Below are 23361 nucleotides of genomic sequence, written 5' to 3' on the forward strand. Positions count from 1 at the left end.
GGAGGACTGCGGGGAATGAGTGCCATCAGGAAAAAAAGCATAGCCAAGATTGAAAATCAATATGTACAACAGCGTGAAAAAGCCGGGATTGCAGAAAGCAGGAAGCGAAAACTGCTTTTCAGGCGCCTCGCAGTCTTTGCCCTATTCGCATCGGTCATTTCTTATTTGATGATCTCAACCTACATTTCCCAGTCTGCAGCCCTCGAAAAGAAGCAGTCGGAAAAGGAACAGCTAGAGCAAAAATTAGCAAGCCTTCAAAAGCAGCAGGAAATCCTGGATGAGGAAATCGTCAAATTGAACGATGATGAATACATAGCAAAGCTTGCCCGCAAGGAATATTTCCTGTCCGAAAAGAATGAAATCATCTTCAACCTTCCTAAAGAGAAAAAGGACTCCCAAGATTCGCCTTATTGACACTCTTTTTTCATATTCTGTATAATATAATGTAAGTTTGATTTTTTATATCTTTAAGGAGGCAAAACTTTTTTATGTCAATCGAAGTAGGCAGCAAGTTACAGGGAAAGGTAACAGGTATTACAAATTTCGGGGCGTTCGTCGAGCTGCCGGGTGGCTCAACAGGACTTGTTCACATCAGTGAGGTTGCAGACAACTATGTCAAGGATATCAATGACCACCTGAAAGTTGGCGACCAGGTTGAAGTAAAGGTTATCAATGTTGAGAAAGACGGTAAAATCGGTTTATCTATCAAGAAGGCAGTTGATAGGCCTGAACGACCTGCAAGACCAGAAAGATCTGAATCAAGACCTTACTCACAGCGTCCACGCGGCGGCGGGGGCGGCAGAGGAAACGACAACCGCAATGCCCGTCCTGAAAATTTCGAATCAAAAATGGCGAAATTCTTGAAGGACAGTGAAGACCGCCTGTCCACTCTAAAACGTGCTACTGAATCCAAGCGCGGAGGAAGAGGAGCTAGAAGAGGGTAACTTGCTGCTAAGTGAATATATATAATAGCAGGAATCATGCTATACCAAGACAAGTCTCTTACAGGGCTTGTCTTTTTGTTTTTTTTCGAGGCCTGATTGCAGGAAAAATGGCGCTGGAGTGTATTAGGTTAAGAGGCGAGGCATTGTCCGAAAATCAGGTTGCAGGAGAGAATTTGGTGCTGTTTTTTCACTGATTAATAGGATAAAAGCCAATGAAAGATGATTCTTCGTATTAATTGCTCATTCAATATGGAAAATCGGGCAGAAGCACGCCTGATTTTAATGAATAATGGTAACTGGAAAAATTATTCTCTTAATGAACATCGATAATTGCCCAGTCATTCTGCGTAATCTCCCGATCAAAAGGAATAATCTCCCGAAAAAGGACCGTAATTGCCCAAACAAACGCAATAATCATGCCGTCATCCAAATTAAGGGAAATTATACTAATGTGGAAATGGAATCAAGACTAAAAGCACACCAAGTCTGGAATTAAAAGGTAATTGGAGAGATTAATCTTTTGACTGATTGAAGAATTGGGCGATGTGTACTGCTTTTAACATAAGGCACTGCCTGAATAATAGTGTTTGAGCGAATTTGGGTAAAAGAAAAAGCGCCGCATTGCCCGAAAAGTGCTGCCGAAGCGAATTTGGATAAAAGCAAAGTGTCTGGATTTCCCGAAAAACAGTGCAGGAGTGAATAAAGGTAAAAGCAGGAGTGCTGATGCATTCCACAGCCCGAAAATAAACAAAAAAAACCTCGCTCCCAAAGGAACGAGGTTTTCGTACGCGGATGACCCCTACGGGATTCGAACCCGTGTTACCGCCGTGAAAGGGCGGTGTCTTAACCGCTTGACCAAGGGGCCATATATTGTTGTCCAGCTTCGGCTCCTAGCTCCTCGAGTCGCTTCGGTCCGTCCGATGAAGTCAAAGAACGACTTCACCTGCCGGCCCTCCAGCGCTTGTCGGAGCTAAGCAGTCGCCTACGCTTTTAGTTAGTAGCGGCGGAGGGGATCGAACCCCCGACCTTACGGGTATGAACCGTACGCTCTAGCCAGCTGAGCTACACCGCCATATTGTTAATGTGTTTTGAGGCACAAGAAATATAATACATAGATATTAAAATAGTGTCAATGCATTTTAAAAAGAAAAGAGAAAAATATTATCAGGTAAATTTTAGTGGCGTTTGGCGTGAAGGTTAAAATAATCCGTGGTATTTCGAGGAATTGCATTATTTTCGGGGAAATGCGTCGAACGAAACTTTCATGCTTGTCCTTATTTTTGACAAACTTCTGGATGACTCCCTTTTATAATAATCAGCAACGATAAAAAAACGGGGAGTGTATTAAATGCAAAAGGTAGAAAGGAACATGATGGAACCGATCGGTGAAGTTCATCTCGAGGAATCACGATTCAGGTTTGCAAAAGGCATGTCGAAGCTGCAATCCAAAATTGAAAACCTTTTCCTGAAAAAAGGCTATATTTTCTTGATCATTGGATTTTTGCTTGGCCGTGCCTTGATACTGGCAAAGTTGACCCCTTTTAGCCTTCCATTTTTTGCGGCTGTGTATCTTATCCGGAAAGACCGTGCGCCTATTGCGCTGTTTGGTTTGGTTGCCGGGGCTGCAACCTTGTCATTTACTGACGCCGTCTTCACCTTCGCTTCTGTATTTTTATTTTTACTGCTATATAAGCTTACGGAAAAATGGGTCAAGAATTCTATGAAAGTCCTTCCGCTTTATATATTTTTCACTATTTTAATAGCCAAAATGTTAAAAGCTCTTATTTTGTCAGGAAATATCACTATGTATGAGGGAATGATGACTGGAGTCGAAGCCGGGTTAGGTCTTGTGTTGACATTCATCTTCATGCAAAGCATTCCATTGATGACAGCCAGCAAGCGAAAGCAGTCATTGAAAACGGAGGAAATAGTCTGTTTGATCATCATGCTTGCTTCGGTGATGACAGGAACCATTGGGTGGACAATCTATGATTTGTCGGTAGAACACATAATGTCCCGGTATTTAGTCCTCATTTTTTCATTTGTCGCTGGAGCCACAGTAGGTTCTACAGTCGGGGTCGTTACTGGACTGATCTTCAGTCTCGCAAATGTGTCTAGTTTTTACCATATGAGCCTTCTGGCTTTCTCAGGATTGCTTGGCGGCTTGCTAAAAGAAGGAAAGAAGCCAGGGGTTGCACTTGGCCTTTTCATCGCCACCCTGTTGATTGGAATGTATGGTGAAGGCGGAGGTGCGCTTAGCCAGACGCTGACCGAATCGGCAGCAGCCGTCCTGTTATTTTTCCTGACGCCGCAATCACTTACATCAAAAATCGCCAAACATATTCCGGGAACGCCGGAGTATTCAGCCGAACAGCAGCAATATATGAGAAAAATGAGAGATGTGACAGCGCAGCGTGTCGTCCAGTTCTCAAATGTATTTGAAGCTCTGTCGAAAAGCTTTACTACTCTGCAGGTGCAGGATGAAACACTTGAAACCGACCGCGATATGGATTATTTCTTGAGCAATGTCACAGAAAAAACATGCCAGACATGCTTCAAGAAGGATCATTGCTGGACAAGGAACTTTAATACAACCTATGACTATATGAGCGAGATTATGCAGGAGATGGATCAAAATTCTGGCGCCGTATCGCAAAAACTTTCGCGCGAATGGGACAAACATTGCACCAGGTCGAAAAAGGTCATGGAAATCATGCAGCAGCAGCTAACCTATTATCAAGCAAACAAAAAACTCAAGAAACAGGTCCAGGAAAGCAGGCGTCTCGTGGCAGACCAATTGCTTGGTGTTTCGGAAGTCATGGGGGATTTCGCCAAGGAAATCCAGCGTGAGCGTGAAAACCACTCAAAGCAGGAAGAACAAATTCTGGAGGCCCTCCAGGACTTCGGCATCCATATCGAGCATGTGGAAATCTACAGTCTGGAACAAGGAAATGTGGATATTGACATGACGATTCCATATTGCCAGGGGCATGGCGAATGCGAAAAGTTAATCGCACCGATGCTTTCGGATATCCTGAAAGAAAATATCGTGGTCAATTCAGAAGAATGCTCGACGTTCCCGAATGGTTATTGCCATGTGACATTCCGATCTGCCAAGGCCTATGCTGTATCTACAGGGGTCGCCCATGCGGCCAAGGATGGAGACCTTATATCAGGAGATAGTTATTCCACCATTGAGCTGAGCGGCGGAAAGTATGCAATCGCCATCAGTGATGGAATGGGTAATGGGGAAAGGGCTCATTCCGAAAGCCGTGACACTTTATTGTTGCTGCAGCAAATCCTGCAATCTGGAATTGAGGAAAAAGTAGCGATTAAGTCCGTGAACTCGATTTTATCACTAAGAACCACGGATGAAATGTTCTCTACCCTGGATTTGGTCATGGTGGACCTTCAAAACGCATCTGCCCGTTTCTTGAAAATCGGTTCGACGCCGAGCTTCATCAAACGCGGAGGAAAGGTAATGAAAGTCCAGGCGAGCAATCTGCCGATGGGAATATTGCAGGAATTTGAGGTGGATGTAGTTAGTGAACAGCTTAAAGCGGGCGACTTGCTGGTCATGATGAGCGATGGCGTATTCGAAGGGCCAAAGCATGTCGAGAATTATGATTTATGGATGAAGCGGAAAATCAATGAGCTCCAGACAGAAGATCCGCAGGCGATCGCCGACTTGATCATGGAGGAAGTCATCCGTTCCCGCGATGGCTCAATTGAAGATGACATGACAGTAGTAGTCGCAAAAATCGATCACAATATCCCGAAATGGGCATCCATACCGGTGACTAATTATCAAAAGAGAGCTTAACTGATTAATTTGAGCATAGAGTCTTGACTTTGAGAAATGTCTAGCTCCAGCGCCTAGCCCCTCGAGACGCTTGTCTAGTGTCGCCTCCTAGAAACTCCGAAACTTCAACTCCGTCGGCAGAAGCAAAAAGCGCTTCTTTGTCGGAGTCTCCAGTTTCTGCGTTTCTGGACAGTCGGCTATACATTTCAATTTCGGGCCTGCCAATGAAGTCAAAGAACGACTTCACTGTCAGGCCCTCCAGCGCTTGTCGGGGCTGACCAAGGCGCTTTCGCTTTTCTTATGTATATTTCCCCTCTACTTCGTCGAAAATGGTAACAAATTTATTATAGGCTTCTTTCTTTTACTAGATTGTAAAAAATAGAGCCTGGAAGTGAGGGGATTGCATGAAAACAGGTACAATCAGGCAAATATTGCTCATTACGGATGGCTGCTCGAACCAGGGGGAAGATCCAATTGCAATGGCTGCGCTGGCCAAGGAGCAGGGGATTACGGTCAATGTCATCGGTGTGATGGAACAGGATGTAATAGATGAACAGGGCATGACAGAAATCGAGGGAATCGCTATGTCTGGCGGCGGTGTCAGCCAGATTGTGTACGCGCAGCAATTATCGCAAACTGTCCAGATGGTGACAAGGAAAGCGATGACCCAGACACTTCAGGGGGTAGTGAACAAGGAACTGCAGCAAATCCTTGGGGGCAGCCGGACAGTGGAAGACCTTCCGCCAGAGCAGCGCGGCGAGGTTATGGAGGTTGTGGATGAGCTCGGGGAGACGGTCGAGCTCGATGTGTTGATTCTTGTCGATACCAGTGCAAGCATGAAGCACAAGCTGCCCACAGTAAAAGAAGCCTTGCTGGACTTGAGCTTAAGTTTGAATGCAAGGTCAGGGGATAACCGCTTTTCTGTATTTGTATTTCCCGGGAAACGAAAAGATGTCGAAAAGTTGTTGGATTGGACTCCGAAACTTGAGTCACTCACGAGCATTTTTGCCAAGCTGACAACCGGAGGAATTACGCCAACAGGCCCTGCCATTCGCGAGGCACTTTCCCATTTTAATAAAAAACGATCTTTAAGGAGCCTATTGTCCGGTGATGATGAATCCTTCTTTGAAGAATCTGTGTAAAGTCATTCCTGGTACGATCATCGAAGGGAAATGGCATCACAACCGATATACAATCATAAAAGAGCTTGGTTTTGGAGCGAATGGAATTGTCTATCTGGCAAGGTACGATAACAGACAAGTCGCATTGAAAATGAGTGACAATGGAATGTCGATCACCTCTGAGGTCAATGTGTTGAAATCTTTTGCCAAGGTCCAGGGATCTGCCCTCGGACCTTCTTTACTGGATGTGGATGATTGGGAACGTCCGGGTAAAAAAGTGAGCTTTTATGTAATGGAATTCATTAAGGGACCTGATTTCCTGGCTTTCCTGCAGCAAAAAGGGCCGGACTGGACCGGTGTGATAATCCTGCAACTGCTTGCTGATTTGCAGCTGCTCCATGAAAACGGCTGGGTATTTGGCGATCTGAAGCCGGAAAATATGATAGTGACCGGCCCCCCGGCAAGGATTCGCTGCATAGATGTCGGCGGTACGACAATAAAAGGGAGGGCGATAAAAGAGTTCACAGAATTCTATGACCGGGGCTATTGGGGTCTTGGCAGCAGGAAAGCAGATCCGGGCTATGATTTATTCGCTGTCGGGATGATCATGGTGAACACGGCCTATCCGAAAAGATTTACGAAGAAGTCTGGCGGAATGAACGAAATTATGGATAAAGTAAAACAAAGCCGGGAACTGAAAATCTATGAAAAGATAATCTATAACGCGCTTGCAGGTAAATATCATTCTGCCAGAGAGATGAGGACAGAGCTTCTGCAAGTCCATCAGCCTGCTCCGGAACCGAAAAAAAGTACCCGGCATCATAAGGCACCGCCGCAACCAAAAGCACAACCGCAAAAAAAAGCAAATATATCGAGGGCGAATTCAAACCCAGCTGGCCGGCAAACACGGATGGGATACAGCAAGAAAAAGAAAAAATCCTCGGCGCTTGAAACAGTCACCATCATTTTGGTGATCTCTTTGTTATATTTTTTCTATATTTATAGCCAAATTACCTGAGATTTTTTGAAACCTTTGCCCGTCTCGTCCGTACATAAGGGATTAAGCTCTGACTTTTGAAAAAAGATGGCTGAAAGTGTTAAGCTGAAAAATAATAAACCTGTGTTATTAGAAGATTAATGGTTTGCCGGCATGGGTATAGTCTTAAACCGGCAATACTAGTAAGGAAGAACAAGATGATTGATACAAAGGTAAATGACTTTCTTGAAAAGCATGGTTTTCAGCTGAATAACAAGTCAATTGCAGTGGGGGTTTCTGGTGGTCCGGACTCGCTCGCGCTGCTCCACTTTTTATCCGGGCAGCGGGAAAGGAACTCCCTGAAGATCGTAGCTGTCCATGTGGACCATATGTTCCGAGGCGAAGAGTCTTACCAGGATGCCTTATTTGTGAAAGATTTTTGTGAAAAAAGGGGTATCCCCTTTGAGATGAAAAGAATCGATGTACCTTCCTATATGCGCGAGACAGGGCTAAGCTCCCAGCAGGCTGCCCGTGCATGCCGATACGGCTTTTTTGAGCAAGTAATGGAAAAGCATCATCTTCAATATCTTGCATTGGGCCATCATGGCGATGACCAGGTAGAGACGGTACTAATGAGGCTCACCAGGGGAAGTTCCGGAAAAGCCAGGGCAGGAATGCCTTTTATGCGGGAATTCGGTCCGTTCACCGTTTTCAGGCCATTTTTATGCCTGGCAAAAGAGGAATTGGAAGAATATTGCTCTGTGAATTTATTGGAGCCAAGGATCGATCCCAGCAATGAAAAGACATACTATAGCAGGAATCGATTCAGGATAACAGTTCTCCCTTTTTTAAAAGAAGAGAATCCGGCGGTCCATGAGCACTTCCAGCGTTTTGCCGAGGAACTTCAGATGGATGAAGAGTATCTTATTGAATTAACAAGCGAAGAATTGAATAAAGTAATGAAGAAAGAGGACAAAAAGATAAGTATTAGTATCCGTTCTTTTCAGGAAATGCCAATGCCTTTACAAAGAAGAGGGATTAAACTAATATTAAATTATCTTTACAATGATCGACCTGCTTCTCTTTCCGCTATACATATTGAAAAGATTTTTTCAATAATTCGCAACCCCCATCCATCTGGTACTCTTGATTTCCCCGGCGGTTTAAGAATTATACGATCGTATGGAAATTGCCACTTTGAATTGAATCCGCCAGAAAGGCAAAGCTATCGTTTCGAATTATCAGGTCCTGATCAGCTGGTTTTGCCAAATGGTAATGCCATTGATGCTCAATTGCTCAATGGTGCTCATGACAAAGAGTTTTCCAATAATGATCGCTTTACCGTTGACCTGGAGCAAACAGGAACTCCGCTGATCATCCGGACAAGGCAAAATGGCGACCGGATGTCATTGAAGGGGATGGATGGTTCAAGGAAGGTAAAGGATATTTTCATCGATATGAAAACTCCATTAGCCCAAAGAGATGAATGGCCGATTGTGACAGACAGTGAGGGCAGGATCCTTTGGCTTCCAGGGCTTAAAAAATCGAACAGTGAAGCAACAGAAGGAAACAGGTTATTACTATTAACTTATATAAAGTATTGATATCTTCCAGGGGGCACAAGGATCATGATGAAAAATGATATTGAAAAGGTATTATTTACAGAAGAGGAAATTCAGGAAAAGACAAGGCAGCTGGCGGCTCAATTAACAGATGAGTACAAGGACCGCTTCCCACTGGCAATTGGTGTTTTAAAAGGTGCCATGCCATTCATGGGAGACCTGCTAAAGCGCATGGATGCGTATCTTGAGATGGATTTCATGGATGTTTCCAGCTATGGAAATGCCATGGTATCTTCCGGAGAGGTGAAAATCCTAAAAGACCTCGATACTTCCGTAGAAGGAAGGGATATCCTGATCATTGAGGACATCATCGACAGCGGTTTGACTCTCAGTTATCTAGTTGAGCTATTCAGATACCGCAAGGCAAAATCAATTAAAATCGTCACTCTGCTTGATAAACCAACAGGAAGAAAGGCTGATATAACTGCTGACTATGTTGGATTCATTGTTCCTGACGAGTTTGTTGTCGGATATGGTCTTGATTACGCGGAAAAATATCGCAATCTGCCGTATATCGGCGTCCTGAAGCCAGAAGTTTATTCAAAATAAAAACGGTTGCGTTTTAGTGAATGAAATTCAACATTTCGATTAAGAAGCAAATATTCTGAATGTTAATTTCTTGTATTAGCATAATTTGCTATGATACTATTTAGTATAGTTTGTCTACCGTGGGAGGAGGTAAGGGATGAATCGGATCTTCCGTAATACCATCTTTTATTTATTGATATTTTTAGTCATTATCGGAGTTGTGAGTTTCTTTAATGGCAATAACCAGCCAACTGAACCAATCTCTTACGATAAATTCATGCAGGAACTAGAGGCAGGCAATGTTGACGGTGAACTGACGCTTCAGCCTGAACGTGGTGTGTATGAAGTAAGAGGCCAGATGAAAGGCCAAGAGGAAGGCAAAGGCTTCATCACCTATGTCTGGAACAATCCTGAAACGCTTAACAGAATCGAACAGGCGGCAGCCGACGCAGATGTCGAAATCCTGCCTGCTAAAGAAACAAGCGGATGGGTGACCTTCTTTACGTCGATCATTCCATTTATCATCATTTTCATTTTGTTCTTCTTCTTGCTGAACCAGGCTCAGGGCGGCGGAAGCCGTGTCATGAACTTCGGCAAGAGCAAAGCGAAGCTTTATAACGAAGAAAAGAAGAAAGTCCGCTTCAAGGATGTCGCGGGCGCAGACGAAGAAAAGCAAGAGCTTGTCGAGGTTGTTGAATTCTTGAAGGATCCTCGCAAATTTGCTGATCTTGGGGCTCGTATTCCAAAGGGTATCCTTTTGGTAGGACCTCCGGGTACTGGTAAGACATTGCTTGCCCGTGCAGTTGCAGGGGAAGCTGGAGTGCCATTTTTCTCAATCAGTGGCTCAGACTTCGTAGAAATGTTTGTTGGTGTCGGTGCATCACGTGTACGTGATTTATTCGAAACAGCTAAAAAGAATGCTCCATGTATCATATTCATAGATGAAATTGATGCAGTCGGCCGCCAGCGTGGCGCTGGTCTCGGCGGAGGACATGATGAGCGAGAACAGACGCTTAACCAATTGCTAGTGGAAATGGATGGATTCGGTGCCAACGAAGGGATCATCATCGTAGCCGCTACCAACCGCCCTGATATCCTTGACCCAGCATTACTGCGTCCAGGACGTTTTGACCGCCAGATCACAGTAGACCGTCCTGATGTTGCAGGCCGTGAAGCTGTATTGAAGGTACATGCTAGAAATAAGCCACTTGATGAGTCCGTTAACTTGAAAAGTATTGCGTCTCGTACTCCAGGTTTCTCTGGAGCGGATCTTGAAAACTTATTGAACGAAGCTGCGCTTGTTGCAGCCAGGAGAGATAAGAAGAAGATAGACATGGAAGATCTTGATGAAGCAACAGACCGCATCATAGCCGGTCCTGCCAAGAAAAATCGTGTCATCTCCAAAAAGGAAAGAAATATCGTTGCGTTCCATGAAGCTGGCCATACCGTCATCGGGGTTGTCCTTGATGAAGCTGAAATGGTCCACAAGGTAACGATTGTTCCTCGCGGACAGGCAGGCGGTTATGCTGTCATGCTTCCAAAGGAAGACCGTTACTTCATGACTAAACCAGAGCTTTTGGATAAAATCACTGGACTCCTTGGCGGCCGTGTAGCTGAAGAAATCGTCTTTGGTGAAGTAAGCACAGGTGCACACAATGACTTCCAGCGTGCCACAGGCATTGCGAGAAGAATGGTTACTGAATTCGGTATGAGTGATAAGCTCGGACCAATGCAGTTTGGCCAGGCGCAGGGCCAAGTATTCTTAGGCCGTGACCTGAACAATGAGCAGAATTACTCTGACAAGATCGCATATGAAATCGACCTTGAAATCCAGGCAATCATTAAGGAAAGTTATGCAAGAGCGAAAAAGCTGCTGACAGAGAATCGTGATAAGCTTGATATAATTGCGAACACGTTATTAGAGGTTGAAACTCTTGATGCAGAACAAATCAAGTATTTGATCGACCATGGCCGTCTACCTGACCGCAAAGTCAGTGTTGAGAATGACGACATGAAAGTAACGATCAATAAGAAAAAAGATGAGATGCCTGCAATCGAAGAGACTGATAAGAATGTTGACACAGTTATCGAAGATCCAAAGGCTATTGACGAAAATCCAAAACCAAAAGAATAGAATTCATGAAGCAGGTGTTCTTAACGGAGCATTTGCTTTTTTTGTTTTGGTTGTATTAAAGCCTATCGGTGTTTTAAGCCCTGTTGATTGGAGTGGAAGGCGCGTAGACTCCTCCGAAAATGCTAACGCATTTCCCTCGTGCGTGGGCTGATTCAAGGAAGCTAATCAAAGTCCTGCGGGATCAACTGGACAGGTGAGACCCCGCAGGAGCTTGCGACGAGGAGGCTCAGCGCCAGCAAGGAAGAATTTGATCTTGAAAAAGCCGGTAGTTGGGCTTTTTCATAATTCTTCCCCGCGCAAAGCGAAGCGTCTGGAACGGAAATCAACAGCCAAGTTTTTTTAAAAAGCCTTTGTTTTAAAAGGATGTTTACTTTACTTAGTGAATTCCTGGCGATTATGATATGATATTTTCAGTATTGATTAAGAAAACTATTAATAAGTTGGTGAATAGCTTGATTTTTGTTTTTGACGTCGGGAATACAAATATCGTGTTAGGTGTATATGATAAAGAAGAGTTGAAGCACCATTGGAGAATAGAGACAAACCGTCATCGAACGGAAGATGAATTTGGCATGATCGTCAAAAATCTGTTTGACCATGTCAACCTTTCTTTTTCAGATATAGATGGAATTATTATATCGTCTGTCGTGCCGCCGATCATGTTCTCGCTTGAGCGGATGTGCCAGAAATACTTCCACCTTAAGCCATTGGTCGTTGGTCCTGGCATTAAGACAGGGCTGGACATTAAATATGAAAATCCGAGGGAAGTTGGAGCGGACCGGATTGTCAATGCGGTCGCAGCCATACATGAATATGGAAGCCCGCTGGTCATTGTCGACTTTGGGACTGCTACAACCTACTGCTACATCAATGAGCATAATCAATATATGGGCGGAGCGATTGCACCGGGGATAGGCATCTCCACTGAGGCCCTCTATTCAAGGGCAGCGAAGCTCCCGCGAATTGAGATCAGCAGACCTGACGACGTGGTTGGAAAGAACACCGTTTCGGCCATGCAAGCTGGCATTCTATATGGATATGTTGGACAAGTAGAGGGAATAGTTAAACGGATGAAAGATAAGAGTAAAGTCCCTCCAAAAGTCATCGCGACAGGCGGCCTGGCAAACTTGATCGCCCAGGAATCGAATATGATCGATGCTGTCGATCCATTTTTGACGTTAAAGGGACTTCAGCTTATCTATAAGCGCAATATCGAAAAAAACAATTAAGCTTCCTTAAGAGGACGCATACAACTTTACAGCACGAAGGGAGTAAAAAAATGAGCGATTATTTAGTAAGAGCACTTGCTTTTGACGGGCAGGTAAGAGCATATGCAGCAAAAACAACGGAAACAGTTGGGGAGGCACAGCGCCGCCATTATACATGGCCGGTAGCCTCTGCCGCACTTGGCCGGACAATGACAGCTGGGGTTATGATGGGTGCCATGCTCAAGGGCGATGATAAAATGACAATCAAAATCGAAGGCGGAGGTCCGCTTGGACTCATTCTTGTGGACATCAATGCCAAAGGGCAGGTAAGGGGCTATGTATCAAACCCTCATGTCCACTTCGAATTGAATGAACACGGCAAGCTTGATGTAAGACAAGGTGTCGGTACAGATGGAACGCTTACGGTCGTGAAGGATTTAGGCTTGCGCGACTATTTTACAGGACAGGTGCCGATTGTCTCTGGTGAGCTAGGAGAGGACTTCACTTATTATTTCGCAACTTCCGAACAGGTCAATTCTTCAGTTGGTGTCGGGGTACTGGTTAATCCCGATAACTCCATTAAAGCAGCGGGAGGATTCATCATCCAGCTGATGCCTGGGACAACAGAAGAAACGATCACAGCAATCGAACAACGTTTGCAGTCTATTCCGCCAGTTTCAAAGCTGATTGAAAAAGGATTATCTCCTGAAGAGTTGCTGGAAGAATTGCTTGGAAAAGAGAATGTAAAAGTCCTTGATACAATGCCGGTGAATTTTGAATGCAATTGCTCCAAGGACCGATTCAGCAATGCCATGATCAGCCTTGGTTCAGATGAAATCCGTGATATGATCGAGACAGAGGGACAGGCAGAAGCACACTGCCATTTCTGCAATGAGAAATACATGTTTACAAAAGAAGAACTGGAAGAGATAGAGAAAGAAGCAAAATAAGCGATATCTGGGGGAAAAGAAGTGGAAAAGAAGCAGCTTTGGTACATTATTGCCGGGTTAGCCATTTTGAACGCAATAACTCTTGTGATGCTGCTAGCCAAGCCTGCAATCCTTGAAGGAAACAAAGAATCAGTTGCGGAAATTGGCAATGAGTCGATTTCCCGCCAGGAATGGCTCACTGAGCTTGAAGAACGATACGGCCAAGATACGTTAAGGGACATGATCGACCAGGAAGTAGTCAAACAAATGGCTGAGAAGTATGATGTCAAGTTGTCTGATGAGGCTGTCGAACGCGAATTGACTATTTATAAGGCACTGTATTCCACCACAGGTAACGAACCAAAAACAGAGGAGAAATGGAAACAGCAGATTAAATACAGCCTGCTGCTCGAAGAAATTTTAACAAGGGATGTTAAAGTATCGGAAAAGGATATGAAGTCCTTTTACGAACAGAATAACAGTCTTTTTGATATCCCTGGATCCTATCACCTGTCACAAATAGTCGTTGAAACAAAAGAAGAGGCTGATTCAGCGGTGAAGGAGCTGAAGAATGGCTCCAGCTTCGCTGCTCTCGCGATGGAGCGGTCTGTCGATGAGTTTTCGGCTAATGCAGGTGGTGATATTGGCTTTGTTACTGCAGAAGATGAGCTTGTTTCCCCGGAGATAATAGATGCAGCAAAAATGCTGAAATCCGGAGAGTGGACAGGCCCTGTTAAAGTGGAGAATGGTTATGTTATCGTTTATCTTCATGAGAAGCTTGAAGGAAAGAAATACGCATACAATGAAGTTGAAAACCAGATTCGCAGGCAAATAGCCCTCGAACAAATGGATATCCCTGTTTCTGCCCGGGCTTTCTGGAATGATGCAGAAGTCAGCTGGTTTTATGGAGACAGTGAGAAGAAATAATGAAGGAAGCACCGGGTTTTGTCACCGGTGCTTTTTTTGTTTAGGGATATTCAAAAAAGGTTAGTTTAAAAAGGATGGGGCTCTTTTCGGTGATGCTTTTGAACAGGCTAGGCTGTTCAGCAGCAAAGTCTACGATAAGAGCCTAGGCAAAAGAATGATTTCAGTTTTTGTCGAAGCATACTGATTGACATATACTTAAAGTACTGGTAAATTTTAATAAAACCAATTAAAATAGTCGGATTAAAGGGGTGGGTAATTTGGTACGTATTGCAAATTCAATTACAGAGTTGATCGGCCAGACACCAATTGTGAAGCTGAACGGACTTGGCGATGACCAAAGTGCAGAGGTATATTTGAAGCTTGAATACATGAATCCGGGGAGCAGTGTTAAGGATCGTATCGCATTGGCAATGATTGAGGATGCTGAAGCAAAGGGAGCCCTGAAGCAAGGGGATACGATCATCGAGCCAACGAGCGGCAACACAGGGATCGGGCTTGCGATGGTGGCTGCAGCCAAAGGTTACAAAGCAATCCTTGTCATGCCAGAAACGATGAGCATGGAGCGCAGGAATCTCCTCCGTGCTTATGGAGCGGAACTTGTGTTGACTCCTGGACCAGAAGGTATGGGCGGTGCTATCCGCAAAGCGGATGAACTGGCAAAGGAAAATGGTTACTTCATGCCGCAACAGTTCGAGAATGAAGCAAACCCATCCATCCATGAAAGAACGACTGGACCGGAAATTGTCGAGCAGATGGGTGACCAGCTGGATGCTTTCATCTCTGGTATCGGCACAGGCGGAACAATTACAGGAGCAGGAAAAGTCCTTCGCGAAAAATACAAGAATATCAAGATAATTGCAGTCGAGCCAACGGATTCTCCGGTATTATCCGGCGGAAAACCTGGACCACACAAGATTCAGGGAATCGGTGCAGGGTTCGTTCCTGGAGTACTTGATACAAACGTATATGATGAGATCATCAAGGTTGAAAATGAGCAGGCATTTGACTATGCCCGCCGTGCGGCAAAAGAAGCAGGCATCCTCGGCGGAATCTCATCAGGTGCAGCCATCTATGCAGCACTTGAAACAGCGAAAAAGCTGGGCAAAGGCAAAAAGGTATTGGCAGTGATCCCAAGTAACGGAGAACGCTATCTAAGTACCCCGCTATACCAATTTGAAGAATAGTTTTTGAAGAGGCAGGCTTTTATAAGCTTGTCTCTTTTTTGTCTATGAAATAGGGTTATTCTTATAAATCAACAGACTAGTTTAAGATGACCAAAAAAATAGCCAAGTTTTCATGAAAAACCATCATTTTAAAAATGAAAGCGCGCCCTTCATCATGTATGATGGATAAAGAGAAAAAAATTGAGGTGAAAAACTTGCCGAACTATAGCATTCAATCAAAGATGATTCCATATACAGCTTCACGTTTTTTTCATCAATACGACCATATTGCACAACAATATAAAGAGCATGTCATCCTCGAAAGCGGGAGGGGCGGGCGATACAGTATTGCAGCGTTTAATCCCTGGATTGTATTTTCGGGTAAAAATAATCAACTGACGATCACCCAGGATGGTTCTTCAAACATTTTTGAAGGAAATCCTCTTGAAATTATGAAAAATCAAATGGAAATATATCATGTGCCTGAAGAAGAAGGCTTGCCGGATTTCCAGGGCGGCGCGATCGGCTATTTGAGCTATGATTATGCCCGCTATATCGAAAAGCTTCCCGTACTTGCCAAGGATGATTCCGGGATCCCAGAGGTCTACTTCCAGCTATTCAAGGAGTGGTTTGTTTTTGACCATAAGACTGAAAATCTCTGGCTGATGGCCCTGACGAAAAAAGGCCAGGAAAAGCAGGCAGAGGACAGGCTTTTAGGGTGGTTAGCGAACTGGCAGGCTGATGTGCCAGCAGCTGCCGCCGAAAAAAAGCCTGCTGCAGATGAACTGCAAGTATCCATGGATGAAGCTGAATTCATCGCGGCGGTTGAGAAGGTGCAGCAATACATTGCCCAGGGGGACGTCTTCCAGGTGAATCTATCCGTCAGGCAGTCCAAGCCAATCGAAACGGAAGCGCTGGAAGTGTACCGGCAGCTGCGCAAGCTAAACCCGTCTCCTTATATGGGTTATTTGCATACGGAGGACTTCCAGCTCGTCAGCGGTTCGCCTGAACTTTTGGCAAAAATAAAAGGGTCGGAGGTCAGTACAAGGCCGATTGCCGGTACAAGATCAAGGGGCATAACTGACGAAGAAGATTTACAGCTTGCCAATGAACTGATCAATAATGAAAAAGAGCGTGCCGAACACGTCATGCTTGTCGACCTGGAAAGGAACGACCTTGGCAGGGTGTGCAAGTACGGTACGGTAGAGGTCAATGAGTTCATGGTCATTGAAAAGTACTCGCATGTCATGCATATTGTCTCCAATGTCAGGGGGGAGCTGGCAGAGGGTGAAACATGGTTCGATGTTGTCAATGCGACCTTCCCTGGCGGCACGATTACAGGAGCACCGAAGGTAAGGACAATGGAAATCATTGAGGAACTCGAGCCGGTGAGGCGCGGACCGTATACCGGCTCGCTAGGCTGGTTCGGTTTTAACGGCAATATGGAACTGAACATCATCATCCGGACAATGCTCATCAAGGATGGGATGGCGCATGTCCAGGCAGGAGCAGGTGTTGTTATCGACTCTATCCCTGCCAATGAATACAAAGAATCCTTAAAGAAAGCTATTGCTCTTTGGAAGGCGAAAGAGCTTGCGGAGGGTAAAGTATGATTTTGATGATCGATAATTATGATTCATTCACATATAATCTTGTTCAGTATTTAGGTGAAATGGGCGAAGAGCTTAAAGTCATCCGCAATGACCAGACGTCCATCAGGGGAATTGCAGAGCTCGATCCGCAGTTCTTGATGATTTCACCTGGGCCATGCAGCCCGAATGAAGCGGGCATTAGCCTGGAGGCAATCAAGAATTTTTCAGGCAAGACGCCAATCTTTGGTGTCTGTCTGGGCCATCAGTCCATTGCCCAGGTATTTGGCGGTGACGTGGTCCGTGCGGAGCGTCTCATGCATGGAAAAACGTCCATGGTCTATCATGACGGCAAGACGATTTTTGAAGGACTTGAAAATCCGTTTCCTGCAGCACGCTACCATTCGCTTATTGTAAAAAAAGAAACCCTTCCTGACTGTCTGGAGGTTTCAGCTTGGACGGAGGAAGGCGAAATCATGGCAATCCGCCATAAAAAACTGCCAGTCGAAGGCGTCCAATTCCACCCGGAATCCATTCTAACGACGCCAGGAAAGCAGCTGCTGCGCAATTTCGTAGCTCATTACAAGACTGCAAAGGAAGTTAGTTTATAATGTTCGTATATATGAATGGCAGTTTCGTTAAAAAAGATGAGGCCACCATTTCTCCTTTTGACCATGGGTTTTTATATGGGTTAGGTGTCTTTGAAACGTTCAGGATCTACAATGGCCACCCTTTTTTGCTGGATGACCATCTGGAGCGGCTGAATGCCAGTCTTCGAATTTTGGATATTGAAGCAGAATTTAACCGGGAGGAAAGTGTAAAGATCCTTGAAGGTTTATTAGCTAAAAATAAACTCAAGGATTCCTATATCCGCTTCAATGTTTCGGCAGGTAATGGCGAAATAGGCTTGCAGACAGAAAGCTACCTGGAGCCGAACGTGATTGTTTTTGCGAAGCCGCTGCCGCAAGCGGGGAGTATGAGTGAGAAAAAAGCTGTGCTGTTGGAATTGAGGCGCAACACACCCGAGGGAACAGAGCGGCTGAAGTCACACCATTATCTAAACAATGTACTGGCCAAGCGTGAGGCAGGCCCTGAAATGGATACGGAAGGGATTTTTCTGACACGTGATGGCTTTTTAGCCGAAGGAATTGTCTCTAATATTTTCTGGTACAGGGATGGCCATCTTTTCACGCCTGCAATCGAGACCGGGATTTTAAATGGAGTCACCCGCAGGTTCGTCATTGCGCTTGCCCGCAATGCAGGCATCGAGGTTCGTGAAGGCTTTTACAAAAAGGAAGAAGCGGAAAAAGCTGAGGAAATATTCCTGACTAACTCGATTCAGGAAATCGTTCCGGTCACAGATTTTTCAGGTAAAAGCTTTCCCGGGAAATCAGGGGTGTTGGCGAACAGCCTGTTCGGCAAATATGAAGCTTGCCGGGAAACGTTATGGAGCAGAACAAAATTGGATGGAGGACCTCGAAAATGAATACCGTGATAAAAGCCGGTCCATATGCACTGGACTTTACACATAAAACATTGATCATGGGAATATTGAACGTCACGCCTGATTCCTTTTCAGACGGCGGTAAATACAATCACCTTGAAAATGCTGTTGCACATGCCAGGCAGATGATTGCCGATGGAGCGGATATTCTTGATATCGGCGGCGAATCGACAAGGCCGGGGCATGAGCGGATTTCCGATGAAGAGGAGATCAGCAGGGTGGTGCCTGCGATCGGAGCCATTTCGAAGGAAGTCCAGGTACCGATTTCCATAGACACTTATAAATCGAAGGTTGCCAAAAGTGCTGTCGATGCTGGTGCGGCCATTATCAATGATATCTGGGGAGCGAAGGAAGACCCGGAAATTGCCGATGTCGCGGCAGAAACCGGAGTTCCAATCATCCTGATGCACAATCGGAAAGAACGCAATTATTCAAACTTCATCCGAGATGTATTGAACGACTTATATGAAAGCATCACAATCGCGAAAAAAGCAGGGGTAAGCGATGAGCAAATCATCCTGGACCCGGGCATCGGCTTTGCGAAAGACCTCCGGGAAAACCTTGAGATGATGCGTCACCTTGATACGCTTGTGTCCTTGGGATATCCCATACTGCTTGGCACATCGAAAAAGTCGATGATCGGCGGTGTGCTCGATCTTCCTGTATCTGAACGGACAGAGGGTACGGGAGCGACCATTTGTTATGGAATCCAGAAAGGATGCCAAATCGTCAGGATCCATGATGTGAAAGAGATGTCGCGCATGGCAAAAATGATGGACGCGATGATAGGAAAGGGTGAATATTGTGGATAAAATACATGTCAATCATATGGAGTTTTACGGATACCACGGTGTTTTTCCTGAAGAAACAAGATTAGGCCAGCGGTTTGCAGTGGACCTGACGGTAGATCTGGACCTATCGAAAGCGGGAAAAAGCGATGAACTGGAGCATTCGATCAACTATGCGGAGTTATATCAGGCTTGCAAGGAAATAGTGGAAGGCAAACCATTCAAGCTAGTGGAAGCCATTGCTGAGAAAATCGCAGGCACTATTCTGGAGCGCTTTTCACTTGTAGAGGCATGCCATGTAAAGGTCATCAAGCCAGACCCGCCGATCCCTGGACACTACAAATCCGTCGCAGTCGAAATCACAAGGAGTAGATGACAGTGGAAAACAAAGCATATATTGCGCTAGGCTCCAATATGGGGGACCGGTTCGGATATTTGACACAGGCCATCATCCTCCTGGAAAGCCATGAGAAAATCTCGGTGGTAAATACTTCTTCCGTCTATGAGACAGACCCGGTAGGCTACACGGACCAGGACCAATTTTTAAACATGGCAATCCAAGTAGAGACAAGCCTTGCGCCTGTCGAACTACTCGATACATGCCTTGAGATCGAATTGAAACTTGGGAGAAAAAGGGAAGTGAAATGGGGCCCAAGAACTTTGGACCTTGACATTTTGCTGTTCAATCACGAAAATATTGTAACAGAGAAGCTTACAATTCCGCACCCTCGGATGAGCGAACGCGCATTTGTAATCCTTCCATTGCTTGATATGGACCCAAATATCACGCTCCCGACCATGAAGGAGCCGCTGAAAAACAGTCTACTAAGTATACCGGATAGAGAAGGAGTACGGATATGGAAGCAGAAAAATGGGGAAGACGTATTCGCGCTTATCGAAAGCTGAAGGGTTTTACACAGGAAAGCTTCGCTAAAGAGCTGGGTGTATCGGTTTCCATCCTTGGAGAAATCGAACGCGGCAACAGGATGCCTGATGAAAGGTTGATTGTCAAAATCGCAGAATTCCTGGGTGTCGGCATAGATGAATTAACACCGCAATAGGTTTGATATATGGATAAATTAAAAGGAGGCAGAGTATGCTCAAGATTGGCGATATCGAAATGAAAAACCAGGTTGTCCTTGCGCCAATGGCTGGCATCTGCAACTCAGCGTTCCGTTTGACGGTAAAAGAATTCGGCGCCGGCCTTGTCTGTGCCGAAATGGTCAGCGACAAAGGGATTGTTTCTCAAAACAATAGAACACTCGACATGTTATATATAGATGAACGGGAAAAGCCGCTCAGCCTGCAGATTTTTGGCGGTGAAAAGGAAACGCTTGTCCAGGCTGCGCAATACGTGGATAAAAATACGAATGCCGATATCATTGATATCAACATGGGCTGTCCGGTACCAAAGATCACGAAATGTGATGCAGGTGCGAAATGGCTGCTTGACCCAAATAAAATCTATGAAATGGTATCAGCTGTGGTAGATGCAGTAGAAAAGCCAGTTACGGTAAAAATGCGCATGGGCTGGGATGACGAACATATTTTCGCAATCGAGAATGCCCGAGCTGTAGAACGTGCAGGCGGAAATGCCGTAGCCCTTCACGGCCGTACACGTTTACAGATGTATGAAGGAACAGCAAACTGGGATATCATCCGTGACGTGAAGCAGGCTGTAAACATTCCGGTAATCGGCAACGGGGATGTACAGACTCCACAGGATGCCCGGAGAATGCTTGACGAGACAGGCGCAGATGGAGTCATGATTGGCCGTGCTGCTCTCGGAAACCCATGGATGATCTACCGTACGGTAAAATTCCTCGAAACAGGGGAATTAATGGGGGAACCAGGTGCGCGCGAAAAAATCGACGTCAGCATCCTGCACCTTGACCGCCTGATTGCTTTAAAGAACGAACATATTGCCGTCCGTGAAATGCGCAAGCATGCAGCGTGGTACCTAAAGGGTATCCGCGGGAACGCAACTGTCCGTAACGGTATCAATGAATGCTCAACAAGAGACGAGCTTGTCAGCTTGCTGAAAACCTTCGCGGATGAAGCGGAAGCAAAAGAGCAAATAGCACACCAGGTTGGATAAAAATTGACATTAATCGTCACTTTTCCTATAATACCTTTATCCTTAAATGTAACTGCCAGTGGTCAAACTGGCAGTTTTTATTCTATTAAGGCATTAAAAAAAGAGATTTTTAATGTCTGAATACGTTTGTTTGTGTAAAATAATAAAAGTATCCGCCAAACATACTCAGGATTACATAATAAATCTATTATATATATTGGAGTGAAAGCGATATGAGTCATGAAGAGTTAAATGACCAGCTCAGAGTCAGAAGAGACAAAATGAGTTCATTGCGTGAAAAGGGTATGGATCCTTTCGGTAAAAGATTTGAACGCACCCATCTTACTGATGAGCTGATTAGCGAATACGGTGAATTGGAAAAAGAAGAGATTGAAGCAAAGAATGTATCGGTCAAAATAGCTGGACGGATCATGACGAAGCGCGGAAAAGGAAAAGCTGGCTTCGCGCATATCCAGGACCTAAATGGCCAAATCCAGATTTATGTCCGCCAGGATGCAGTCGGTGAAGAACAATATGAAGTATTTGATTCTGCTGACCTCGGTGATATTATCGGTATCGAAGGAACACTCTTCAAAACAAAAGTTGGTGAGCTTTCAATTAAAGCACAAGACTTTGTGTTCTTGACGAAGGCGCTCCGTCCGCTGCCTGAAAAGTTCCACGGATTGAAGGATGTCGAGCAGCGCTACCGTCAGCGTTATCTTGACCTGATAACCAGCAATGACAGCAAGACGACTTTCATCAACCGCAGCCGTATCATCCAGTCCATGCGCCGCTATTTAGATGGACAGGGATATCTGGAAGTGGAAACGCCATTGATGCACTCAATAGCTGGCGGAGCTTCGGCACGTCCGTTCATCACGCATCATAACGCGCTGGATATGCAGCTTTACATGCGAATCGCAATCGAGCTTCACCTGAAGCGCCTGATTGTCGGCGGCCTTGAAAAGGTATATGAGATTGGCCGTGTATTCCGTAATGAAGGTGTTTCGACAAGACATAACCCAGAATTCACGATGCTTGAGCTTTATGAAGCATATGCTGACTGGAGAGACATCATGTCCCTTACTGAGAACATGGTTGCGTACATCGCCCAGGATGTTCTTGGAACAACAACAATCCAGTACGGCGAGTATGAAATCGATCTTAAGCCAGAGTGGAAGAGAGTCCACATGGTAGATGCGATCAAGGAACATACAGGAGTGGACTTCTGGCCGCAAATGAGCACTGAAGAAGCTCGTGCGCTTGCTAAGGAGAATGGAGTGGAAATCACTGAGCATATGCAGTATGGCCACATCGTCAATGAATTCTTCGAGCAAAAGGTAGAAGAGCACCTGATCCAGCCAACATTCATCTACGGCCATCCGGTGGATATTTCTCCTTTGGCTAAAAAGAATGATGATGATTCGCGCTTCACTGACCGTTTTGAATTATTCATCGTGGCAAGGGAGCATGCAAACGCATTTACCGAGCTTAATGATCCGATTGACCAAAGAGAGCGTTTTGAAGCACAGCTGAAAGAAAAAGAACAAGGAAATGACGAAGCGCATGAAATGGATGAAGATTTTATCGAAGCATTGGAATACGGTATGCCTCCAACAGGCGGACTGGGAATCGGCATCGACCGACTCGTTATGCTCCTGACTAATTCACCTTCCATTAGGGATGTCCTATTATTCCCGTTGATGCGTCATCGTTAATAGATAGAAGAAAGGCAAAGCGGCATAAGCTGCTTTGCCTTTTCTTTTAACAAGCTAGAATGGCTTAGGGATCATAGTTAAACTGCAGACGCTTTTACAGACTGATTTGACCACAGAAATATGAATTGTCTTTCTTTTAATTCGATGAATAAAAATCGAAAAAAGATATTGCTATTGCAGAATAAAGGTGCTATATTTATATCTGTTGCTACGAGCTACTTAGTTAGCAGCAAAGAAAATAAAAAACTTATTGACATTGGGTTTTGAACCTGGTAATATATAAGAGTTGCTTCTAACGGAGCGACAAAACAAATTGTTCTTTGAAAACTAA

21 protein-coding genes and 2 tRNA genes are annotated in these 23361 nt (G+C 45.0%); 21 read left to right on the forward strand and 2 right to left on the reverse strand.

Going from position 1 to position 23361, the window contains the following annotated elements; genetic code table 11:
- The first annotated feature begins 15 nt into the window (after positions 1-15).
- Both J7E37_RS05795 and J7E37_RS05800 read left to right on the forward strand, forming a co-directional pair.
- Positions 16-414: an FtsB family cell division protein gene (locus tag J7E37_RS05795; protein ID WP_214740331.1), complete on the forward strand. Its 399-nt coding sequence runs from the start codon at positions 16-18 to the stop codon at positions 412-414.
- Positions 415-488: 74 nt separating this feature from the next.
- Positions 489-944, forward strand: a complete 456-nt coding sequence (locus J7E37_RS05800) for a S1 domain-containing RNA-binding protein (protein WP_192473394.1) — start codon at positions 489-491, stop codon at positions 942-944.
- A 793-nt stretch (positions 945-1737) separates the two neighbouring features.
- Here J7E37_RS05800 and J7E37_RS05805 read toward each other — a convergent pair.
- Positions 1738-1809, reverse strand: a tRNA-Glu gene (locus J7E37_RS05805).
- Between the two features lie 133 nt (positions 1810-1942).
- A tRNA-Met gene (locus J7E37_RS05810) sits at positions 1943-2016 on the reverse strand.
- Positions 2017-2292: 276 nt separating this feature from the next.
- Between J7E37_RS05810 and spoIIE the strand changes: the two genes are divergently transcribed.
- The 19 genes from spoIIE to lysS all read left to right on the forward strand — a co-directional run bounded on the left by spoIIE (position 2293) and on the right by lysS (position 23030).
- Positions 2293-4767, forward strand: a complete 2475-nt coding sequence (spoIIE, locus tag J7E37_RS05815; RefSeq protein WP_215022941.1) for a stage II sporulation protein E — start codon at positions 2293-2295, stop codon at positions 4765-4767.
- A gap of 383 nt (positions 4768-5150) precedes the next feature.
- A complete protein-coding gene (locus tag J7E37_RS05820; protein ID WP_214782162.1) occupies positions 5151-5888 on the forward strand; it encodes a vWA domain-containing protein in 738 nt (245 codons plus the stop codon).
- Positions 5857-6885 carry a protein kinase domain-containing protein gene (locus tag J7E37_RS05825; RefSeq protein ID WP_215022950.1) on the forward strand — a complete coding sequence of 343 codons (1029 nt, stop codon included), beginning with the start codon at positions 5857-5859 and terminating at the stop codon, positions 6883-6885. The genes J7E37_RS05820 and J7E37_RS05825 overlap by 32 nt, the downstream gene beginning before the upstream one ends.
- Positions 6886-7061: 176 nt before the next feature.
- Entirely contained in the window at positions 7062-8447 is a 1386-nt protein-coding gene (gene tilS / locus J7E37_RS05830) for a tRNA lysidine(34) synthetase TilS (protein ID WP_215022942.1), read from the forward strand.
- Positions 8448-8471: 24 nt separating this feature from the next.
- A complete protein-coding gene (gene hpt, locus J7E37_RS05835; RefSeq protein ID WP_214782171.1) occupies positions 8472-9014 on the forward strand; it encodes a hypoxanthine phosphoribosyltransferase in 543 nt (180 codons plus the stop codon).
- A gap of 136 nt (positions 9015-9150) precedes the next feature.
- Positions 9151-11127 (forward strand): ATP-dependent zinc metalloprotease FtsH, encoded by a 1977-nt coding sequence (gene ftsH / locus J7E37_RS05840; RefSeq protein WP_214782174.1) that lies wholly within the window; start codon positions 9151-9153, stop codon positions 11125-11127.
- Positions 11128-11579: 452 nt separating this feature from the next.
- Positions 11580-12356, forward strand: a complete 777-nt coding sequence (locus J7E37_RS05845; protein ID WP_214782215.1) for a type III pantothenate kinase — start codon at positions 11580-11582, stop codon at positions 12354-12356.
- Positions 12357-12406: 50 nt separating this feature from the next.
- The gene (gene hslO / locus J7E37_RS05850; RefSeq protein ID WP_215022943.1) at positions 12407-13285 is read left to right on the forward strand and encodes an Hsp33 family molecular chaperone HslO; all 879 of its coding nucleotides are present in this window, start codon (positions 12407-12409) and stop codon (positions 13283-13285) included.
- Between the two features lie 21 nt (positions 13286-13306).
- A complete protein-coding gene (locus tag J7E37_RS05855; protein WP_215022944.1) occupies positions 13307-14191 on the forward strand; it encodes a peptidyl-prolyl cis-trans isomerase in 885 nt (294 codons plus the stop codon).
- Positions 14192-14448: 257 nt separating this feature from the next.
- Positions 14449-15375, forward strand: coding sequence for a cysteine synthase A (gene cysK, locus J7E37_RS05860; RefSeq protein ID WP_214782180.1), 927 nt, complete (start codon positions 14449-14451; stop codon positions 15373-15375).
- Between the two features lie 221 nt (positions 15376-15596).
- Entirely contained in the window at positions 15597-16967 is a 1371-nt protein-coding gene (locus J7E37_RS05865; RefSeq protein ID WP_251009504.1) for an anthranilate synthase component I family protein, read from the forward strand.
- On the forward strand, positions 16964-17554 hold the full coding sequence (gene pabA, locus J7E37_RS05870) for an aminodeoxychorismate/anthranilate synthase component II (protein ID WP_214782182.1): 591 nt from the start codon (positions 16964-16966) through the stop codon (positions 17552-17554). The genes J7E37_RS05865 and pabA overlap by 4 nt, the downstream gene beginning before the upstream one ends.
- A complete protein-coding gene (pabC, locus tag J7E37_RS05875) occupies positions 17554-18429 on the forward strand; it encodes an aminodeoxychorismate lyase (protein ID WP_215022946.1) in 876 nt (291 codons plus the stop codon). The genes pabA and pabC overlap by 1 nt, the downstream gene beginning before the upstream one ends.
- Entirely contained in the window at positions 18426-19259 is an 834-nt protein-coding gene (gene folP / locus J7E37_RS05880; RefSeq protein ID WP_215022948.1) for a dihydropteroate synthase, read from the forward strand. The genes pabC and folP overlap by 4 nt, the downstream gene beginning before the upstream one ends.
- Positions 19252-19611, forward strand: coding sequence for a dihydroneopterin aldolase (gene folB / locus J7E37_RS05885; protein WP_214782191.1), 360 nt, complete (start codon positions 19252-19254; stop codon positions 19609-19611). The genes folP and folB overlap by 8 nt, the downstream gene beginning before the upstream one ends.
- A gap of 2 nt (positions 19612-19613) precedes the next feature.
- A complete protein-coding gene (gene folK / locus J7E37_RS05890) occupies positions 19614-20141 on the forward strand; it encodes a 2-amino-4-hydroxy-6-hydroxymethyldihydropteridine diphosphokinase (RefSeq protein WP_214782194.1) in 528 nt (175 codons plus the stop codon).
- Entirely contained in the window at positions 20093-20296 is a 204-nt protein-coding gene (locus tag J7E37_RS05895) for a helix-turn-helix domain-containing protein (protein WP_214782197.1), read from the forward strand. Before folK ends, J7E37_RS05895 begins: the two co-directional genes overlap by 49 nt.
- A 35-nt stretch (positions 20297-20331) precedes the next feature.
- Positions 20332-21333 carry a tRNA dihydrouridine synthase DusB gene (gene dusB, locus J7E37_RS05900; RefSeq protein ID WP_214782200.1) on the forward strand — a complete coding sequence of 334 codons (1002 nt, stop codon included), beginning with the start codon at positions 20332-20334 and terminating at the stop codon, positions 21331-21333.
- A gap of 212 nt (positions 21334-21545) precedes the next feature.
- Entirely contained in the window at positions 21546-23030 is a 1485-nt protein-coding gene (lysS, locus tag J7E37_RS05905; protein WP_214782203.1) for a lysine--tRNA ligase, read from the forward strand.
- Positions 23031-23361 lie beyond the last annotated feature (331 nt).

The organism is Bacillus sp. ISL-39, assembly GCF_018613295.1.
Classification (GTDB): domain Bacteria; phylum Bacillota; class Bacilli; order Bacillales; family Cytobacillaceae; genus Mesobacillus.